The sequence below is a fragment of the Micromonospora sp. H61 genome (genome assembly GCF_018070325.1).
Taxonomy (GTDB): Bacteria; Actinomycetota; Actinomycetes; order Mycobacteriales; family Micromonosporaceae; genus Micromonospora; species Micromonospora salmantinae.
This window is the reverse complement of record NZ_JAGPXY010000020.1, coordinates 66,736-85,254: the sequence shown is the minus strand read 5'-3', so window position 1 is coordinate 85,254 and position 18,519 is coordinate 66,736. Positions and strand designations below refer to the sequence as shown.

The window sequence follows — 18,519 nt, the reverse complement described above, 5'->3', positions numbered from 1 at the left end:
GAGCCACCGATGCGGGTAGCCGAGGTGGTCGGGCGGGTCCTGTACGGACACGGCGCGCGGCACGTCTTCGGGGTGGTCGGCAGTGGCAACTTCCATGTCACGAACGCGCTCGTCGCGGCCGGCGCCCGGTTCGTGGCGGCAGCCCACGAGGGCGGCGCGGCGAGCATGGCCGACGGGTACGCCCGTACCGCCGGGACGGTGGGGCTGCTCTCGGTGCACCAGGGCCCAGGTGTCACCAACGCGTTGACCGGGCTCACCGAGGCGGCGAAGAGCCGTACCCCGATGGTGGTACTGGCCCCGGAGGCGACCGCGCCGGTGTCGAACTTCTTCATCGACCTGCCGGCGCTCGCCGCCGCGGTCGGGGCCGACTTCCACCGGGTACGCGCGACGCACGCGGCTGAGGACACCGGCGCGGCGTACCGGGCCGCCGCCCGGGGCGCGACTGTGGTGCTGGGCCTGCCGTTGGACGTGCAGCAAGCCGTGACCGAACCGTGGTCCGGCCCGGTCCCTGCGGCCGAGCCGACCCCCGTCACCGCCCCGCAGGTCGTGCCGTTGCTGGCCGCGCTCCAGGCCGCCCGTCGACCGGTCTTCATCGGCGGTCGGGGCGCCCGGTCGGCCCGGGAACCGCTGACCCGGCTCGCCGACGCGTGCGGCGCGCTGCTCGCGGTCTCGGCCGCGGCGAAGGGGCTGTTCGCCGGCAACCCGTGGAACCTCGACGTGGCCGGTGGCTTCGCCACCCCGCTCGCCGCCGAGCTGATCGGCAGGGCGGACCTGGTCGTGGCGTGGGGCAGCACGCTGAACATGTGGACCACCCGGCACGGCGAACTGATCCCGCCCTCCGCCGTCGTCGTCCAGGTCGACAGCGACCCGGCCGCGTTCGGGGTGAACCGCCCGGTCGACCTGACCGTGGCCGGCGAGGTGACGGCGGTCGCCGAGGCGGTGCTCGCGCGGCTGGGCGTCGGCTCCACCGGGGCCGGGGACGCCACCACCGGCGGGTGGCGTACGCCGGAACTGGCCCGACACATTCGCGACCACGGTCGGTGGCGGACCGTTCCCTACCAGGATGAGGGCGGCGGCGCCCCGGCGACGATCGACCCGAGGACGCTCTCGGCCGCCCTGGACGACCTGCTGCCGGCCGACCGGACGGTGGTGGTCGACTCCGGCAACTTCATGGGCTACCCGTCGATGTGGCTCGACGTTCCGGACGTGGCTGGATTCTGCTTCACCCAGGCGTTCCAGTCGGTCGGGCTCGGTCTGGCCAGTGCGCTCGGCGCGGCGGTCGCCCGGCCGGACCGGCTCACCGTCGCCGCGGTCGGCGACGGTGGCTTCGTCATGTCCGCGACCGAACTGGTCACCGCCGTCCGGCTGGCGCAACCCCTGCTCGTGGTGATCTACGACGACGCGGCGTACGGGGCCGAGGTGCACCACTTCGGCCCGGACGGGCATCCGTTGGAGACCGTCACCTTCCCCGAGACCGACCTGGCCGCGATCGCCAGTGGTTACGGCTGCGACGGATTGACCGTCCGGACCGTCGACGATCTTGGACCGGTACGCCGCTGGCTCGCTGGTCCCCGTACCCGGCCGTTGGTGATCGACGCCAAGGTCTGCGCCGCGCGCGGCTCGTGGTGGTTGGAGGAGGCGTTCCGTGGTCACTGAGCCAACGCCGCCGTGCCCAAGGCCAGGCCAGACCCGGCGCTCCCGGGCGTCAGCCGGGGCAACGCCCGGTCAGGTCGGTGACAGGGTGTCATAGCTGACGTACGTTGGCGCGGTGGCCACTCTTTGGACCTTGGGATGCGATGCCGACGATCCCCAGCGGATCGCTGCCTTCTGGGCGTTGGCCCTCGGCTATGTCAAGGAGCCCGGTTTCGACGAGCCCGACAACGCGTCCATCGTCGATCCGGACGGCAGGGGTCCTGCCATCAGTTTCCTCAAGGTCCCCGAGGGCAAATCCGCCAAGAACCGTATGCACATCGACATCCGGGTGGCCGGTCCAGGCTCCGGGGACATGGCCGAGCGCGCCCGGTTGATCCGGCAGAAGGTGCCCGATCTGGTTGCCGCCGGCGCGACTGTGGTCCGCGAGGAGTGGTACGGCGATGTCCTCGGCCACGTCGTCATGCTCGACCCCGAGGGAAACGAGTTCTGCGTCGCTTGAGGCCAGGATCAGGGCCGAACCCGCATGTGGCCGCCGGCCGGCTTCTCGACCGGCGGCCGCGGGATGCCCGCCGCTGCAGCGGCTGTGGCATCGTCGCCATTTTTCCCCGGGCCGGGCGAATTAAGCGCGGGCGAGCCGCCGTCGACTACTGACCGGCGGTTTCAGCGGTGCGCTCCACCGATGCTTGGGCGACCTCGCGGACGGTGCGGTTGGTGTCGTGCGCCATCCTCGTCAGGTCGGCGAAGGCTCGCTCGGGGGTGCAGCGCCGGTCGCCCATGACGATCCCCTTGGCCTGTTCGATGCTGGCTTCGCTGTCCATGGCGGCGCTCACGTGTTGCGAGAGGGTCGCCTGGGCGTCGTTGAGGTGGTCGTTGGCCATGGCGAGAGTGCCCCCGCACCTTAGAAAGGGCACTTCACCGGCGTCCTCGACAGGGCCGGCGTGCGTAGGTCGCTGCAGGCCCCCGCTCAGGGGAGTCCTAGACCTACGCCGCTTCTTGACGATGGTTCGGTCGACGTTGAAGGCGTCGACCACAGACCCCGAGCGTACGCGCCCTCGGCAGCCGCCGCCGATCGTCGCGAGGGGCGCCACGCCATTACTGCGGGACGTGGATGACGGCCGACGCTCCGCTACGGGTAGGCTGGAGATCTGTGGCACGGCGCCTTCGATGGGCGTCGTCGAGACCAGCGTCAAGAAGCGGCGCGGATCCCGGACTCCGCCCGCGGAGTCCTGCAGCGATCCGCGCCCCCACCCCAGGCACCTGCTGGTGGTACGCGCCCTCGTTAAGGACGCTTTGATGACGCACGTCGAACCCATGGACCCGCACGAGGCGTTCGCCGAGCTCGGCCGCATCCGACTCGCCGACGTTGACATCGACACCCTGCTGGACAAGATCGCGCAGCTGGCCAAGCGCACGATCCCCGGGGCCAGCGAGGTCAGTGTCACCCTGCTGCACGACAACAAGCCGCAGACCGCCGCGTTCACCGGCGCCCTCGCCCTCGCCCTCGCCCTCGACGAGAAGCAGTACGAACGTGGCTACGGCCCATGCCTGCAGGCCGCTGAAAGCACCTCCAGCCTGATCGTGCCGGACACCGGCAGCGAGCAGCGGTGGCCCGGCTGGGCCGAGACCGCCGCCCAGGCCGGCGCGCACAGCTCCCTGTCGGTCGGGCTGCCGGTGCACGAGCACGTCACCGGCGCGCTGAACATCTACGCCACCACACCGAACGCCTTCGACGACGACGCGATCGCTATCGCTCAGACGTTCGCCGGGTTCGCCGCAGTCGGCCTGGCCAACGCCCACCTGTACGAAACCCAGGCCACCCTGGCCGGGCACATGCAGAAGGCGATGGAGAACCGCGCCGTCATCGAGCAGGCCAAAGGCATCATCATGGGCGAGCGTCGTTGCACCCCCGAGCAGGCCTTCGCCATCCTGAGCAAGCTGTCGCAGGACAGCAACCGCAAGGTGCGCGACGTCGCCTCGGCGGTGGTCGAGAACGCACGCCGCCCACAGCGGTAGCACCGGCGAGATCGTTTGCTGGTGGACCCGGAGGGTAGGGGGAATCCATGACTACGCCCGAGCAGAGTCAGCAGGAGAGAGCCCTCGAGACCGGCGCGGTGTACCAGGACGCCGAGGGGCGCCGGACGACGGATCCCGGGTCCGGGGCTGCGCACGCCGACAGCGAGGCCGACCGCAACGCGGAGCACCTGAGGCGGGGAGAGGTCGGGCCGCGCATCCCGGAGGAGTAGCGGGCCGGGGTGTGTGGGAACCACCTCGGGGTAGCGGTAGGGGGAGAGCGAAACCCCCGAGGAGGACGAGATGACCGATCCCAGGTACGTACCGGTCGGACTGGCCGACGCCGGACGGCTGATCGACGACGAGGGCGCGGGCGCCGGTCCCGCCGGGGAGATCGTCGGCGCGGACGACGCGAAGGCGGACGCCGCCCGGACGGGTGCCGACGTGGACCTGTCCCACGCGGCCCGCGACGGCGACGGCACCCCGACCGGCGCGGCGGACGCCGAAGCCGACCGTGACAGAGCCGCCGGCGGCGAGTGACCCGACGAGGCGCCAGTTGGCCCGCCCCGCCGCCTCTCGGCGGCGGGGCGGCTCGCGTTCCAGACCTGTCAACCGGCCCGCACCGGCCCCCGGCGACAGGTCAGCGGCGGGCGAGTTCCGGGGCGGCGGTGTCCAGGGGAACGGCGGCGTCGGGCACCAGGCCGAGTTGCACGCTCGGCCGAGATCCGATCGCGGCGAAGAGCCAGTCGGCGGCGGTGCGGGCGCGGTTGGCGGGCAGGGACAGCAGGTGGTAGCCGCGCGCCACGGCGCGGGCCGGCAGCCCGGACAGGGGTACGTGCAGCGGGTTCGCGGTGGCCTGCCACCCGCCGAGGTCCACCACGAAACCCAGGTCGCGATGCCGGTACGGGCGGCGTCGGCCGACGCCGTAGGAGGCGGCGATGTTGTCGGCGGCCAGCCGGCCCTGCCGCACGGCGTGCTGGGCGGTCATCGGGGTGATCTCACCGGGTCGGGCCGGGTCGGGTACGGCGGCGGCGTCGCCACAGGCCAGGATCTCCGGGTGGCCGGGCACCGTCAGGTACTCGTCGACGGTGACCCGTCCGCGGGTCGTCGGCAGCCCGGTGGCCTCGACGAGTGGGTCGGGCCGTACCCCGACGCACCACACGAGGGTCCGGGACGGCAGGAAACGGCCGTCGGAGAGTTGAACCCCGTCGGCGGTGGCCTCGGTGACCGATGTGCCCAGGCACACCTCGATCCCGCGCTCGCGCAGCACCCGCTCGGCTGCCCGCGACATCCGGGCGGCGAGGCCGGGTAGGACCCGGTCGGCGGTGTCCAGCAGTAACCAGCGTGGACGGATCCCGTCCAGCCGCGGGTGGTGGCGGACGATCTCGTCGGTGAACAGTTGCCCCTGAGCGGCGACCTCGGTGCCGGTGTAGCCGGCGCCGACCACGACGAAGGTGCAGCGTGCCGCCCGTTCGGTCGGGTCGTCGGTGGCGTCGGCCAGTTCGATCTGCTGGATCAGCCGCTCCCGCAGGTACACCGCTTCGGGGATGCCGCGGAAGCCGTGCGCGTGGTCGGCGACTCCGGGGATCGGTAGCAGTTTGTTGACGCTGCCGGCGGCCAGGACGAGGCGGTGGTACGACAACCGGCTGGTGCGTCCTTCCGGGTCCACGTAGGAGAGGGTCCGCCCGTCGACGTCGATGCCGTCGACCTCGCCGAGGACCACTCGTACCCCGGGCAGGGTGTCGGCCAGCGAAACGGTGACCCGGCGCGGGTCGAGCACGCCGCCGGAGACCTCCGGCAGTAGCGGCAGATACAGGAAGTAGTCGGTCGGGTTGACAAGCACCACGTCGGCGGCGCCGCGCGAGACGCGGGCCAGCCGACGCGCGGCGTGGAAGCCGGCGAATCCCGCGCCGACGATGACGATCCTGGGTCGGGCCATGGCGGTTCCCCTCAACGGTCGACTGTCGTTCCTCGTCTCGTTCAGGTGGTAACCCCACGCTGGAGGCGGAAACGTCCGAATCCTGGAACCGGGTGCCGGCTGGCGCCGTTTGCGCCTCCCGTCGTCGGGAAGGCGGCTCTCGCTTGCCGGCACCCCCTTGCCTGTCGCTCAGCTCATGGTGGCCAACAGGTCCCGGCAGGCCCGCTCGCACGCCCGGCACGCCTCGGCGCAGACCCGGCAGTGTTCGTGCTTGTCGGCGTGAGCGGCACACTCGTCCCCACACGACTTGCAGGCGGTGGCGCACGCCTCCAGCAGGCTGCGGCTGATGTTGGCGTCGTAGCCGGTGTGTCGGGACAGCACCCGAGCGGTCGTGGTGCAGATGTCGGCGCAGTCCAGGTCCGTGCGGATGCACTTGGTCAGCTCGGCGACCATGTCCTCGCTCAGGCAGGCGTCCGCGCACGCGGTGCAGGCCTGGGCGCAGTCGTTGAGCGTGTCGATCGCCGCCGCCAGCTTCGCGCGGTCCAGGTTGATCGATTTGGGGTACGTCTCCAGCATCTTCATTGTGGTGCTCGGCATCAGGAATTCCTCTCTCTCGGTTCCTGATGCCCTACCCCAAAAGCCCCGGGACACACCGGGTGGACGTCGGCGGCCGACCGGAGGACCAGCGGACCGAAGCGGCCGCCTGCCCCGGTCGGCGCCGTCAGTCGGCGACGACGAGCGCCTGGGGCGCGGCGGCCTTCATCCGGGTACGCAGCCACTTGAGCTGGATCGCCGTTTCTCCCTCGCAGCGTCGTACAACAGCGAGCAGTTCTTCGTCGCGGGCACCGTAGGCGGCCTGGCCGACGACCGTCCAGGTGATGTCGCACTCGGCGGCCATCAGGTAGAGGTCCTGGAGGTCCCGCAGGACGCCGATGCCGCCGGTGCGGGTGCCGGTGAACAGTTGCGAGTGCAGCCGGTCGGGTTCGTCGGGGGCGTCCTCGGAGTAGCGGACCACGAACGGGTGCAACTGCTCGGCGTGCGCGTCGCAGCGCTTCGCCTGCTGCTGGCAGAGGTGCTCGACGTCGGGTTCCTCGGCGTGCGCCTCGGCGACCTGCCGGAACGCGTCGGCGAGGTTGACCTGCGCGCGGTGCAGGAGACCGAGGTAGTGGGCGAGGTGCACGGCTCACTCCTTCCCGCTGGTGGCCTCGGCCGCCGGCCCACCAACGGTGGGCGGCACGTCAGCGCCCGCTGGTGGTGCGCTGCCGCCGACGGTCGGCGCCGGCGAGGGTACGCCCCGCCCGTCGGCGAGTTTCGTCACCGCGACGGCGGCGACCTTGAACAGGGGCTGCTTGGACACCGGGTCCCAGGCCGTGATGGTCAGCTCGTTCGCCGCCCGCGGGGTGCGGGCGGCGGGGTCCTGGTCGAAGTAGCCGTAGTGGAACGGCAGGAAGACCACGCCGGGGCGGATGCCGCAGAGCCGGGCGCGGGCCTGGATGGCGCCGCGCGTCGAGGAGACGCCGACCAGGTCGCCCTCGGCGATGCCGAACCGGGCCGCGTCGGCGGGGTTGAGCTCGACCCACACGTCCGGTGCCGCCTGGTTGAGTTGCGGGGCCCGGCCGGTCTTGGTGCGGGTGTGGAACTGGTAGACGGTGCGACCGGTGGTCAGGAGCAGCGGATGCTCGTCGTCGGGCACCTCAGGTGAGGGTTGGTAGTCGACGGTGTGCAGGAACGCCCGCCCGTGCGGTTCCTTGGCCCGGTATTCCGCCTCGGTGAACTCCGCGCCGGTGGCCAGGTCATGACCGTACGTCTCGCAGTAGTCGGGGTCGGTGTGGAAATGTCCGTCGGTGTAGAGGCGCTCCGTGCCGTCGGGATGCTCGTCGGTGCAGGGCCACTGGATGCCCGAGCCGCCGCGCAGCTTCTCGTAGGTGATGCCGGTGTAGTCGCACGGCCGGCCGCGCGAACACTCCTTCCACGCCTCGAACACCTCCTCCGGCCCGCTCCAGTCGATCAGCGGCTGGCCGTCGCGGTCGCGGAAGTCCATCCGGCGGGCGTAGTCGAGGAAGATGTCCAGGTCCGGGCGGGCCTCCCCGGGCGGGTCGACGGCCTTGTCGGAGATGTGCACGGTCCGGTCGACGCTGGTGAACGTGCCGGTCTTCTCGCCCCAGGTGGCGGCGGGCAGCACGACATCGGCCAGCTCAGCGGTCTCGGTGAGGAAGAGGTCCTGGACCACCACGAACAGCTCCGGCCGGGTCAGGATCTGCCGGATCCGGTGCAGCTCCGGCAGTGAGACGGCCGGGTTGGTGGCGGAGATCCAGAGCAGTTTGATCGAGCCCTGCTCGGCGTACCGGAAGATCTGCATGGCGTGCGTCGGCGGCGCCCAGTGCGGAATGGTGTCCACCTCCACGTTCCACAGCCGGGCCAACTCCTCGACGTGCCGCTCGTTGTCCCAGTTGCGCAGGCCGGGCAGGTCGCCGTCGGCGCCGGTCTCCCGGTTGTTCTGGGCGGTGGGCTGGCCATTCATCTGGTAGATCCCGGCGCCGGGCCGGCCGATCATGGCGCGGATCAGGTGCAGGTTGTTGACGGCGCAGGCGGCGGCGGTGGCCTGGTTCGACTGGTAGAAGCCCTGCAACACGGTCGACAGCAACCGCTGCGAGGTGCCGAGCAGTTCGGCGGCGCGCTCCACGTCGGCGGCCGGCACGTCGCAGATGTCGGCTACCCGCGACGGCGGGTAGCCGTCGACAATCCGGCACAACTCCTCGAAACCCAGTGTGTGTGCGTCGACGTAGTCGTTGTCGTACCAGCCCTGCCGGATGATCTCCCGGAGCAGGCCGTTCATCAGGGCAACGTTCGTGCCGTTACGCACCGCCAGGTGCAGATCGGCCTCCCGGGCGACCGGGGTGGCGCGCGGGTCCACCGCCAGCATCGCCGGGGGGTTGGGGCCACGGCGTCGGTCCAGCATCCGCATCCACAGCACCGTCTGCGTCTCGGCGACGTTGTGACCCCACAGCGCGATGGCGTCGCAGTGGTCGACGTCGGTGTACGAGCCGGGCTGCCCGTCGGTGCCGAAGCTCGCCTTCATCGACGCCGCCGCGGTGGCCGTGCAGAGCCGGGTGTTGCCGTCCATGTGCGGCGTGCCCAGACCGGCCTTACCGATCACACCGAGCGTGTAGTACTCCTCCAGGAACAGTTGCCCGCTGGTGTAGAAGCCGAAGTGCCCCCACCCACCGGGCCCGTCGAGGAGGTCCTTCGACCGGGCCACGATCCGGCCCATCGCCGTGTCCCAGTCCGTCTCCACCAGGCGGCCGCCGTCGCGGACCAGCGGTCGGGTCAACCGGTCCGGGCTGTGGTTGGCCTGCCAGCCGTACAGGTCCTTCGGGTCGACCCGACCCCGGTTGATCCGGTCCACAACCCGCCCGCGCACCCCGACGATCCGCCCGTCGGCGACCGCGATGTCCAGCGCGTCGCCGTTGGAGTGCAGCACCGACGCCGACTGCACCCACCGGTCCACGTCGGCATCGGTCCGGCCGTCGGCCAGGTACCGGTCCACCCGCACCGGCCACTGCTGTCCCGGCCCGTACGGGGTCCGCTCACCCCACGGGTCGGCGATCCGGTCCACCACGATGTCCTCCTTCCGGTGACGGCGCGGACGCCGCCCACAGCGGCATCGGCCGGCCCGACACCCGTCCGTACAGCCAGTCGACGACCGTGACCAGCACCACAGCGCCGGCCGCGACGAGTAACTGGGTCGGGGTACGGAGCAGGCCCAGGCTCACGATCAGTGTCGTCGCGCCCGCCGGGGCGTGCGACGCCTTCAACAACACCAGCACCGACGCGGTGACCGCCAGCGACCCGGCCACCGCCACGATCCTCAACCAGGTCACCCCCTCCTGGAGCGCCGAGGGTTCGTCGGCAAGCCCGCAGACCACCAGGAACAGGTACCCGGCCAACAGGGCCACCCCGTGCCCGATGAACGTGTTGCGCGGCGAGGACTCCGGCGACGCCGGCTTCTCCACGTGCAACATCACCGCCGGTCCCAGACTGGGGAACAGCCACGGCTGGTGGGTGACGAGGGCGACCAGCCCGGCGAGCAACACCGCCAGTGCGCCGCCGGCGAAGGCGTGCGCGGAGCGCCCCGCTCGGCCCATCACCTTCCCCCTGTCGCTCGTGCCGCTCCGCGCTTGCTCGGGAACACTTCTCCCGAACCTTGTTCGTCATGGCTGCCCGGCGTCACAGCGGATCGTCGAAGCCTTCGGTGGCCCGTTCGCGGCGCAGGTGCGCCAGCGCCCGCCGGCCCAGGTCGGTGTCCTCCCGACCGAGCGCCTCGTACATGGTGGCGACCTTCTCGTAGGGCTGCGCGGGCGGAAGCAGCGGGATCGCCGGGTCCACGATCGCCTCGATCAGCGTGGGCCGGTCCGCCGACAGGGCCTCGTCCCAGGCCTTGTCGACCTCGGTCGGGCTGGTGACCCGGACGCCGCGCAGGCCCAACAACTCGGCCCACCGGGCGTACGGCGCGTCGGGCAGGCGCTGGGAGTCGACGAAGCGGGGATCGCCCTCCATCTCCCGCTGTTCCCAGCTCACCTCGGCCAGGTCGCGGTTGTGCAGCACCAGCACCACGAACCGGGGGTCCGCCCAGTCGCGCCAGCGGTGCGCGACGGTCAGCAACTCGGCCAGCCCGTTCATCTGCATCGCCCCGTCCCCGGCGAGTGCCACCACGGGTCGGTGCGGGGTGGCGAGTTTCGCGGCCAGCCCGTACGGCAGCGCCGAGCCCATCGACGCCAGGGTGCTGGACAGGTGCGCGTCCACACCGACGGGCAGCCGCAGGTGCCGGGCGTACCAGTAGGTCACCGACCCGACATCCACCGCCACCTGTGCGTCTGCGGGTAGCCGGTCGGTGAGGGCGTGCAGGACGTACTGCGGGTTCACCGGCTCGGCGGTGGCGGTCGCCCGTTGCCGGGCGATGTCCCGCCAGCGGGTCACCTCGCCCTCGACGCGCTGACGCCAACTCCGATCTGGCCGGGCGGTGAGCAGCGGCAGCAGCGCCCGGATGGTCTCGGCGGCGTCGCCGAGCAGCGGCACCTCCACTGGGTAGCGCATCCCCAGGCGTCGACCGTCGATGTCGATCTGCACCGCCCGCGCCTGCCCCGGTGTCGGGTAGAACTCCGACCAGGGATCGTTGCTGCCGACGATCAGCAGGGTGTCGCACCCGTTCATCAGCATGCTGCTGGCGGTGCTGCCCAGGTGGCCCATCACGCCGGTGTGAAAGGGCAGCGCCTCGTCCAGCACCGGCTTGCCCAGCAGCGACGCCGTCACGCCGGCGCCGAGGGCCTCGGCCAGCTCGACCACCTCGCCGGCGGCGGCTCGGGCACCCTGCCCCACCAGGATCGCCACCCGCTCGCCGGCGTCGAGCACGTCCGCGGCTGCCCGCAGATCACCGGCGCGGGGTCGCAGCTCGGGCACCGGCAACCCGGGGTTGGTCACCATGATCCCGTGCTCGTGCGCGCCGAGGTCCGGGGCCGGGGCGGTCTGCACGTCGTGCGGCAGGATCACACAGGTCGGGCTGCGGGTCGCCAGGGCGGCGCGGATCGCCCGGTCGAGCAGCATGGGCAGCTGCTCCGGGGTGTACGCGGTCTGCACGAACTGTGCGCACACATCGCCGTAGAGGCGTACCAGGTCGATCTCCTGCTGGTAGCCGCTACCGAGAACGGACGTCACCTGCTGGCCGACCAGGGCGAGCACCGGCTGGGAGTCCAGCCGGGCGTCGTAGAGGCCGTTGAGCAGATGTACCGCGCCCGGTCCCTGGGTCGACAGGCACACCCCCAGCCCGCGGGTGTACTTGGCGTGCCCGCAGGCCATGAACGCCGCCGTCTCCTCGTGCCGGGCCTGCACGAACTCCGGCCGACCGGCCCGACGCAGCGCCCCCATCACCCCATCGATACCGTCCCCGGAGTAGCCGAAGACCCGGTCCACGCCCCAGTCGGCCAACCGGGCCACCACCAGGTCCGCCACCGTCGCGTCCGCCACCGTCGCCTCCTCGCCTGGACCGCCCTCCAGCATGTGGCCCTACCCTCAGCCCGGCAGACCGAACCGGACGAGGGGCACCTCTTCGGGGATTCTCGCCAGCACTGCCGGATCGATGCTTGCCCACGGCTCGAATGGTGTGGGCGGCGAAATCGTGGGTAGGGTGGTCCGCGGGTCAAGACATGCGCCCAGGTCCGCCTCCCGCGCCTCGTCGCCGCGGCAGGGTCCGACTCACCGATGCAGCAGATCGGGAGGCGTCATGTCCATCCTCGAACAACCCACCCGGCAGCACGCTCAGCCCACCAAACCGATCATGACGCTCGACCTGCGCAATGATCGGCATGCGCCACTGATCGCCGTTTCCGGCGAGGTCGACATGAGCACCGCTCATCTCATCAGTGAGCTGGCCGAACACGTGATCACCAGGCGACCCGCACGTCTGGTGCTCGACCTCTCCGAGGTGACGTTCTTCAGCGCCCACGGCATCAGCGCCCTGCTGCGTATACAGCGCGCGGCGGAGTCTGCCGAGGTCACGTTGGCTCTGCGCGCCGCCGCCTCATGCGTCAGCTACCTGCTGGCAGTGACCAGCGCCGGGATAAACCTGGATATCCCGGCGGCCAACGCGAGTCGGTTATCCCATTCTCGATTGGGGAGCGTCGATCGGGGGGAGTAGCCCTACATGAGGGGTGCAGGCGCTGCGGTGGGCGCGGCTCTGGTTCTGGTGACCGGGGCGGGTTGCAGCTCGGTACCGGTCGGCGCGGCCCACTCCGCGACCGGGGTCGAGGGCTGAACAGGAAAACCGCGCTCTGGGCGATCGGCTGCGCGCCGCCTTTGCGGACCATCGACTGGCGCTGGCCGCACCGCGCTGGCTCGCCCCGATGCTCGACCTGATCGGCGCAGTCCACCAGCTCATCGATGTCGACGGGCTGGGGCCGTACCGGTGGCCACCGCTGTCGCCGGACTGGGCGGTGAACCTGCATGGGCGGGGGCCGCAGTCGCGCCGATTGCTGCACATCGCCCAACCCCGGCGACTGATGGCCTTCGCCTGGCCGGAGGCGGGACACCACACTGCACCGGAGTGGCGGCAAGACGAGCACGAGGTCCGCCGGTGGTGCCGGCTACTGGCCTGGTACGGCATCGTGGCCGACCCGGACGACCTCGCGCTGCGCCGACCACCGGCGCAGAAGCTGCCGATCGGGGTGACGATCGTGCACTGGGAGGAGGCCGAACGGATCGGACACGAATTGTCCGCCGCGGTGACGGCCATCGCCACCAGGGAGCGGTTCACCTGCCGATCCTGGTGATCATCGCCCATCGGGTCTGCCAGGGTCGTTCGTGCGGCGACGTTCGCCCAGGTGAGCCGGCGCTTGGTCCAAAGATGCGGGTGGTGGAAAATAGGCGAATGCGCGTACGCAACCGCAACAACGTGGTGGTGACCGGTCGTCAGGGCGGCCCTACCGTTGTGCTCGCGCACGGCTTCGGCTGCGATCAGCAGATGTGGCGTCATGTGGTAGCCGAAATCGGACAATGGGCCCAGCTGGTGTTGTTTGATCACGTCGGATCGGGCAAAGCCGATCCGGCGGCCTGGGACGCTGACCGGTACGCCTCCCTGGACGGCTACGCCGACGACGTGCTGAGCATCTGCCAGGACCTCGACCTCCAGCAGCCGGTCTTCGTGGGGCATTCGGTCAGTTCGAGCATCGGGGTCCTCGCGGCGAACCGCGAACCGGACCGCTTCTCCGCGCTTGTCCTGGTCACCCCCTCACCGTGTTACATCGACGACGAAAACTACCGGGGCGGTTTCACCCGCGACGACATCGACGACCTGCTCGGTTCACTCGAGAGCAACTACCTCGGCTGGTCGTCGAGCATGGCACCTTTGATCATGGGCAACCCGGAGCGGCCGGAGCTGGGTGAAGAGCTGACGGCGAGCTTCTGCCGGACGGATCCCGCGATGGCGCAGGTGTTCGCCCGTGCGACGTTCCTGTCTGACAACCGCGCGGATCTCGCCGCGGTGAGCGTTCCCACGTTGATCCTGCAATGTGCTCAGGACGCCATCGCGCCGCCCGAAGTCGGCGCGTTCGTGCATGCGCAGATAGCCGGAAGTCGGCTCGTGACCTTGGATGCGACAGGGCATTGCCCCCAGTTGAGCGCGCCGGAGGCCACCGCCGCAGCGATCACGTCGTTTTGCAGGGCCGCCTACCGATGACCGCAACTTCGGGGCACGACCCTCGCGGCCAAGGTTCCGGCGACGACAGGAGTGCCCAGCCGAGTGAAGCCGGGTTCCCGGCCCTGCTGGAGGACGACCTCGAAGACCTGTACGAGAACGCGCCCTGCGGGCACCTGTCCACCCTCCTGGACGGCACCATCGCCAAAATCAACGGCACCCTGCTGACGTGGCTCGGCTACCGCCGCGAGGAACTCGTCGGTCAGCGCCGCTTCAGCGATCTCCTCACCGGTGGCGGCAGGATCTACCACGAGACCCACTTCGCGCCGATTCTGGCCATGCAGGGCGAGATCGGCGGTGTGTCCCTCGAACTCCGTACCAAGGACGGCACCCGGATGCCGGTCCTCGTCACGTCGATCGTCAAGGCCGGCAGCGAGGGTCAACCCCAACTCATCCGGACGGCGATTTTCGACGCCAAGATGCGCCGTGCCTACGAACGAGAGCTCCTCGATGCCCGTAAGGCCGCCGAACGCGAGGACGAACGGCTGCGGCACCTCGTCGGCAAGCTCCAACGCAGTCTCCTCCCCGCCGTGCTGCAGACTCCGCCCGGACTGGACAGCGCCGCGTACTACCGGGCGGCCTCCACCGACCATGTCGGCGGCGACTTCTATGACCTGTTCCCCCTCGTCGACGGCCGCTGGGGGTTCTTCCTGGGCGATGTCAGCGGCAAGGGGGTCGAAGCGGCTGCCGTCACCGCCCTGGCCCGCTACACGTTGCGGGCCGCAACCGTCTACGACCCCGACCCCGCCGCCGCGCTGCACAACCTCAACACGGTGCTCTGGCAGGAATACCGGGAGGACGCCCGCTACTGCACCGTCGTGTTCGGCATCCTCACACCCACGACGGCCGTCGGCGGCTTCACCGCGATCATCGCCAGCGGTGGGCACCCGGAGCCCCTGCTACTGCGGGCCGATGGCTCGATCCACTACCACCCCACGAAGGGCCGCATCGTGGGGGCCTTCCCGGACTCCCGATACACCAACACCACGGTGGTGGTGAACCCTGGCGACACGTTCCTCCTCTACAGCGACGGACTCACCGAGGCTCGTCCCGTCGGCAGTGAGACCGCCGACGGCCGCTACGGAGCGCCGGCCCTCGCCCGATTTGCCCGCTCTCTCGCGCCCACCACCGCCGCCGCAGCCGTCACCGCCGTCACCGCTCTACTCGATACGTTCGGCGCCGGACTCACCGACGACACCGCTGTCCTGGCCATCGGTGCCCCACCGCACCGAGCCTGACCGGCCGGACTCCGACACCCGGCTGTGCAGCCGGCGAATCGGCAATGTTCTGGCCGGCCGGCCCACGCTCCGACGCCCTTGCGACGCACCGACGCGGCCTGCCGAGGGGGTGCGCTCAGGCCGGTCGTCCGGGGGCAGGTGGCAGACTCATCGGCGTGGACGACGTGGCTGCATCGACGGTGGATGGTGAGCTGGAGAGCGTCAGCCTGGTGGACCTCGCCGTCTCTCGGCTGACCCGGGAAATCCTCAGCGGCAAGAGCGACCCGGGCGAGCGCCTGGTGGAGGAGCAGTTGACCCGGCGGCTGGGGATCAGCCGGGCTCCGTTGCGGGAGGCGCTGCGGTTGCTGGCCCAGCAGGGGCTGGTCGAGCACGTGCCCCGGCGTGGAGTCCGGGTAGCCACCCTGTCGGACCGCGACGTGCAGGAGCTGTACGAGCTGCGTGACATGCTGGAACGCTTCTCGGTGCGGGCGGGGATCCCGGTCGCTCGGGAGGGTGACCTCGCCGGATTGCGTGCGACGCTCGATCAGTTGAGGGAGGCGACCCGGGCCGGTGACCGGATGGCGGTCGCCGAGTCGCACCGGGAGTTCCACGTCGCGCTGGTGGCGCTCGCCGGCAACCGGCAACTCTCCGCCGTGTACGGCTCGATCCTGGTGAAGCTCCAGCTCTACATGGCGATCAACCTGCGCCGGGAGGCGGAGCTGGCGCAGCCGCTGGACGGGGTCCACCGGCACGAGCGTTTGTTCGAGGCGGTCGCCGGAGGAGACCCGGAGGAGGTGCTCGCCGTGCTCTCCGGGCACGGCGCGCGTTCGTACCTCGGCTAGCTGACGTCAGCCAGGGCCGGCGGGCTGCGGCCACGCGCCGTCATGTCGTCGTTACGTGCCGCGCGGTTTCCTGAAACAGAACAGTCGACAATCGACTGTATGCCAGAGCGAACGAGGTCCATTGCGGAGCTTCGGTCGGCGTACCGCGAGGGCGGCCTGACCCCGGCGGACCACGCCGAACGCGTCCTGGACGGGCTTGCCGGGCGCGACGCCGGGCCGGTCTGGATCAGCGCGGTCCCGGCCGAACTCCTACGTGAGCGCGCCGGATCGCTGACCCGCCACGGTGATCCCGCGCTGCCGCTGTACGGGATCCCGTTCGCGGTCAAGGACAACATCGACGTGGCCGGCATGGTCACCACCGCGGGCTGCCCCGACTTCGGTTACCTGGCCGCTGAGGACGCTCCGGTGGTGCGCCGGCTCCTCGACGCCGGGGCGCTGCTGGTCGGCAAGACCAACCTCGACCAGTTCGCCACCGGCCTGACCGGCGCCCGCTCGCCGTACGGCAGTTGCCAGAGCGTGTTCGGCGGCGGCCTCATCTCCGGGGGCTCCAGCTCCGGCTCGGCGGTCGCGGTGGCCGCGGGCCAGGTCAGCTTCGCCCTGGGTACGGACACCGCCGGCTCCGGCCGGGTGCCGGCGGCACTCAACGGGATAGTCGGCCTCAAGCCCACCCGAGGTCTACTCAGCACGGCCGGCGTGGTGCCCGCCTGCCGCTCACTGGACTGCGTGTCGGTCTTCGCCCCCGACGTGGCCGGCGCCCTCGACGTGCTGCACGCCGCCCGTGCCGTCACCCCCGCCGACCCCTGGGGGCGTCCGTTCCCGGCCGAGCGGGTCGTGCCCCGCCCGCCGGGGACGCTCCGCCTCGGGGTGCCCCGGACAGAAGACCTGGAGTTCTTCGGCGACACCGGGCAGGAGACCCGCTTCGCTGCGGGCGTGGAGCGGCTGCGCACCTTCGTCGGGTCCCCCCGGTCGGTGCCGCTCGGCGCCTTCTTCGAGGCGGGCGACCTGCTCTACCGGGGACCCTGGGTGGCCGAGCGACTCGTCGCCCTGGACGGCTTCCTGCGCTCGCACCCCGAGTCGGTCCTCGCTGTCACCCGGGCCGTACTGGAGACCGGGCGGCGCTACGACGCGATCGCCGCCTTCCGGGGTCAGCACCGCCTGCGCGAACTGCGAGCGCAGGTCGACCAGCTCTGGCAGGACATCGACGTGCTGGTGGTGCCCACCGTCGGCACCACCTTCACACTCGACGAGATCGCCGAGGACCCGATCGGGCGCAACGCCATGCTCGGCCGCTACACCCAGTTCGCGAACCTGCTCGACCTGGCCGCGGTGACCGTACCCAACGGGTTCACCAGCTCCGGCCGCCCGGCGAGCCTGACCCTCGTCGGCCCGGCGTTCAGCGACACCACACTGGCCCGGCTGGCCGCCACCCTGACCGAGGGCGGTGCGCCGCCCGGCGCGGTCGAGGCCGTCTCACCGCCGTCGCAGCGCTCGGCGGAACTGCTGGTCGCCGTGGTCGGCCGGCACCTCACCGGTGAGTCCCGCAACGGCGAGTTGCTCGGGCACGGCGCGGTCCTCGCCGGCACCGCCCGCACCGCACCGCTCTACCGGCTGTACCGGATGGACACCCCCGACGGCGAGGGACTGCCCGGCCTCGTCCGGATCGGCCCGGACAGCTCGACGGGCCATCCGATCGAGGTCGAGCTGTGGCGGCTGCCCAGCGCCGCGGTCGGTGGCCTGCTGGCCGGCGTGCCGGCACCCCTCTCGCTCGGTTGGGTCCGGCTGCACGACGGGCGGGACGTGCTCGGTTTTCTCTGCGAAGCGTATGCGGCGGGCCCACCGGCCGAGGACATCAGCTCCAGCGGTGGGTGGCGGGCGTACCGGCGTTCCGCGGCCCGGCGCTGACGCGGCAGCACCAGCGATCACGACAGGAGGCGAGAGGATGGGCAGCATCGGGCCGGTAACGGCCAACCCCTACCCGTGGCCCTACGACGGCGCGGCGGACACCGCGCGTACCGCACTGCTCTGCATCGACTGGCAGACCGACTTCTGTGGACCGGGCGGCTACGTCGACGCGATGGGTTACGACATCGGCCTCACCCGGGCCGGCCTGCCGGCCACTGCCCGGCTACTGGAGCACGCACGATCGCTCGGGATGCTTGTCGTACACACCCGGGAGGGACACGACCCGCAGCTGTCGGATCTGCCGGCGAACAAGCGGTGGCGTTCGGCGCGTATCGGCGCCGAGATCGGCGCCGCCGGACCGGCCGGCCGGATCCTGGTCAGAGGTGAGCCGGGCTGGGAGATCGTGCCCGAGGTGGCCCCGGTGTCCGGTGAGGTGATCATCGACAAGCCGGGCAAGGGCGCCTTCTACGCCACCAACCTCGACCTGGTGCTCCGCACCCGGGGCATCACCCACCTGATCCTCACCGGCATCACCACCGACGTCTGCGTGCACACCACAATGCGCGAGGCGAACGACCGTGGGTACGAGTGCCTGATCCTCTCCGACTGCACCGGCGCCACCGACAAGGCCAACCACGACGCGGCACTGCACATGGTCACCATGCAGGGCGGTGTCTTCGGCTGCGTCACCACCTCCGACGACGTCATCGCCGCCACGGCCAGGTGAGGTGC

General features: G+C 71.1%; 19 protein-coding genes. 12 read left to right on the top strand and 7 right to left on the bottom strand.

Features of this window, described 5'->3' with window-relative positions; all coding sequences use genetic code 11:
• The first annotated feature begins 9 nt into the window (after nucleotides 1-9).
• Together KBX08_RS13200 and KBX08_RS13195 are read left to right on the top strand one after the other, a co-directional pair.
• A complete protein-coding gene (locus KBX08_RS13200) occupies nucleotides 10-1,656 on the top strand; it encodes a thiamine pyrophosphate-binding protein (RefSeq protein WP_210783711.1) in 1,647 nt (548 codons plus the stop codon).
• Nucleotides 1,657-1,768: 112 nt separating this feature from the next.
• Complete coding sequence (locus KBX08_RS13195; RefSeq protein WP_210783709.1) at nucleotides 1,769-2,152, top strand: VOC family protein; 384 nt, start codon at nucleotides 1,769-1,771, stop codon at nucleotides 2,150-2,152.
• Nucleotides 2,153-2,297: 145 nt separating this feature from the next.
• Here KBX08_RS13195 and KBX08_RS33780 read toward each other — a convergent pair whose 3' ends face one another.
• Complete coding sequence (locus tag KBX08_RS33780; RefSeq protein ID WP_247669319.1) at nucleotides 2,298-2,531, bottom strand: ANTAR domain-containing protein; 234 nt, start codon at nucleotides 2,529-2,531, stop codon at nucleotides 2,298-2,300.
• A 415-nt stretch (nucleotides 2,532-2,946) separates the two neighbouring features.
• Here KBX08_RS33780 and KBX08_RS13185 point away from each other — a divergent pair, with 415 nt between their 5' ends.
• From KBX08_RS13185 to KBX08_RS13175, 3 genes are all read left to right on the top strand, one after another.
• Entirely contained in the window at nucleotides 2,947-3,666 is a 720-nt protein-coding gene (locus KBX08_RS13185) for a GAF and ANTAR domain-containing protein (RefSeq protein WP_247669318.1), read from the top strand.
• Nucleotides 3,667-3,713: 47 nt separating this feature from the next.
• Nucleotides 3,714-3,896 (top strand): ribonuclease, encoded by a 183-nt coding sequence (locus KBX08_RS13180; protein ID WP_210783706.1) that lies wholly within the window; start codon nucleotides 3,714-3,716, stop codon nucleotides 3,894-3,896.
• Nucleotides 3,897-3,966: 70 nt separating this feature from the next.
• On the top strand, nucleotides 3,967-4,203 hold the full coding sequence (locus KBX08_RS13175) for a hypothetical protein (RefSeq protein WP_210783704.1): 237 nt from the start codon (nucleotides 3,967-3,969) through the stop codon (nucleotides 4,201-4,203).
• A gap of 100 nt (nucleotides 4,204-4,303) precedes the next feature.
• Here the strand turns inward: KBX08_RS13175 and KBX08_RS13170 are convergent, their stop codons facing one another.
• From KBX08_RS13170 to KBX08_RS13145, 6 genes are all read right to left on the bottom strand, one after another.
• Entirely contained in the window at nucleotides 4,304-5,602 is a 1,299-nt protein-coding gene (locus KBX08_RS13170; protein ID WP_210783702.1) for an NAD(P)/FAD-dependent oxidoreductase, read from the bottom strand.
• Nucleotides 5,603-5,770: 168 nt separating this feature from the next.
• Nucleotides 5,771-6,178 carry a four-helix bundle copper-binding protein gene (locus tag KBX08_RS13165; RefSeq protein WP_210783700.1) on the bottom strand — a complete coding sequence of 136 codons (408 nt, stop codon included), beginning with the start codon at nucleotides 6,176-6,178 and terminating at the stop codon, nucleotides 5,771-5,773.
• A gap of 124 nt (nucleotides 6,179-6,302) precedes the next feature.
• Nucleotides 6,303-6,761, bottom strand: coding sequence for a hypothetical protein (locus KBX08_RS13160; protein ID WP_210783699.1), 459 nt, complete (start codon nucleotides 6,759-6,761; stop codon nucleotides 6,303-6,305).
• Between the two features lie 3 nt (nucleotides 6,762-6,764).
• Entirely contained in the window at nucleotides 6,765-9,200 is a 2,436-nt protein-coding gene (locus tag KBX08_RS13155) for a molybdopterin oxidoreductase family protein (protein ID WP_210783697.1), read from the bottom strand.
• On the bottom strand, nucleotides 9,169-9,726 hold the full coding sequence (locus KBX08_RS13150; protein ID WP_210783695.1) for an HPP family protein: 558 nt from the start codon (nucleotides 9,724-9,726) through the stop codon (nucleotides 9,169-9,171). The genes KBX08_RS13155 and KBX08_RS13150 overlap by 32 nt, the downstream gene beginning before the upstream one ends.
• A gap of 82 nt (nucleotides 9,727-9,808) precedes the next feature.
• Nucleotides 9,809-11,635: a thiamine pyrophosphate-requiring protein gene (locus KBX08_RS13145; RefSeq protein ID WP_282102823.1), complete on the bottom strand. Its 1,827-nt coding sequence runs from the start codon at nucleotides 11,633-11,635 to the stop codon at nucleotides 9,809-9,811.
• 223 nt (nucleotides 11,636-11,858) lie between these two features.
• Between KBX08_RS13145 and KBX08_RS13140 the strand changes: the two genes are divergently transcribed.
• The 7 genes from KBX08_RS13140 to KBX08_RS13110 all read left to right on the top strand — a co-directional run bounded on the left by KBX08_RS13140 (nucleotide 11,859) and on the right by KBX08_RS13110 (nucleotide 18,514).
• Nucleotides 11,859-12,272: an STAS domain-containing protein gene (locus tag KBX08_RS13140; RefSeq protein WP_210783691.1), complete on the top strand. Its 414-nt coding sequence runs from the start codon at nucleotides 11,859-11,861 to the stop codon at nucleotides 12,270-12,272.
• A 205-nt stretch (nucleotides 12,273-12,477) separates the two neighbouring features.
• Nucleotides 12,478-12,903, top strand: coding sequence for a hypothetical protein (locus tag KBX08_RS13135; protein WP_210783689.1), 426 nt, complete (start codon nucleotides 12,478-12,480; stop codon nucleotides 12,901-12,903).
• A 98-nt stretch (nucleotides 12,904-13,001) separates the two neighbouring features.
• On the top strand, nucleotides 13,002-13,808 hold the full coding sequence (locus KBX08_RS13130; RefSeq protein ID WP_210783687.1) for an alpha/beta fold hydrolase: 807 nt from the start codon (nucleotides 13,002-13,004) through the stop codon (nucleotides 13,806-13,808).
• Entirely contained in the window at nucleotides 13,805-15,064 is a 1,260-nt protein-coding gene (locus KBX08_RS13125; protein ID WP_210783685.1) for a PP2C family protein-serine/threonine phosphatase, read from the top strand. The genes KBX08_RS13130 and KBX08_RS13125 overlap by 4 nt, the downstream gene beginning before the upstream one ends.
• A 155-nt stretch (nucleotides 15,065-15,219) precedes the next feature.
• Nucleotides 15,220-15,885, top strand: coding sequence for a GntR family transcriptional regulator (locus KBX08_RS13120; RefSeq protein ID WP_210783683.1), 666 nt, complete (start codon nucleotides 15,220-15,222; stop codon nucleotides 15,883-15,885).
• Nucleotides 15,886-15,984: 99 nt separating this feature from the next.
• Nucleotides 15,985-17,787 carry an allophanate hydrolase gene (gene atzF, locus KBX08_RS13115; RefSeq protein ID WP_210783681.1) on the top strand — a complete coding sequence of 601 codons (1,803 nt, stop codon included), beginning with the start codon at nucleotides 15,985-15,987 and terminating at the stop codon, nucleotides 17,785-17,787.
• A gap of 37 nt (nucleotides 17,788-17,824) precedes the next feature.
• Nucleotides 17,825-18,514: a cysteine hydrolase family protein gene (locus KBX08_RS13110; protein WP_210783679.1), complete on the top strand. Its 690-nt coding sequence runs from the start codon at nucleotides 17,825-17,827 to the stop codon at nucleotides 18,512-18,514.
• The last annotated feature ends 5 nt before the right edge of the window (nucleotides 18,515-18,519 follow it).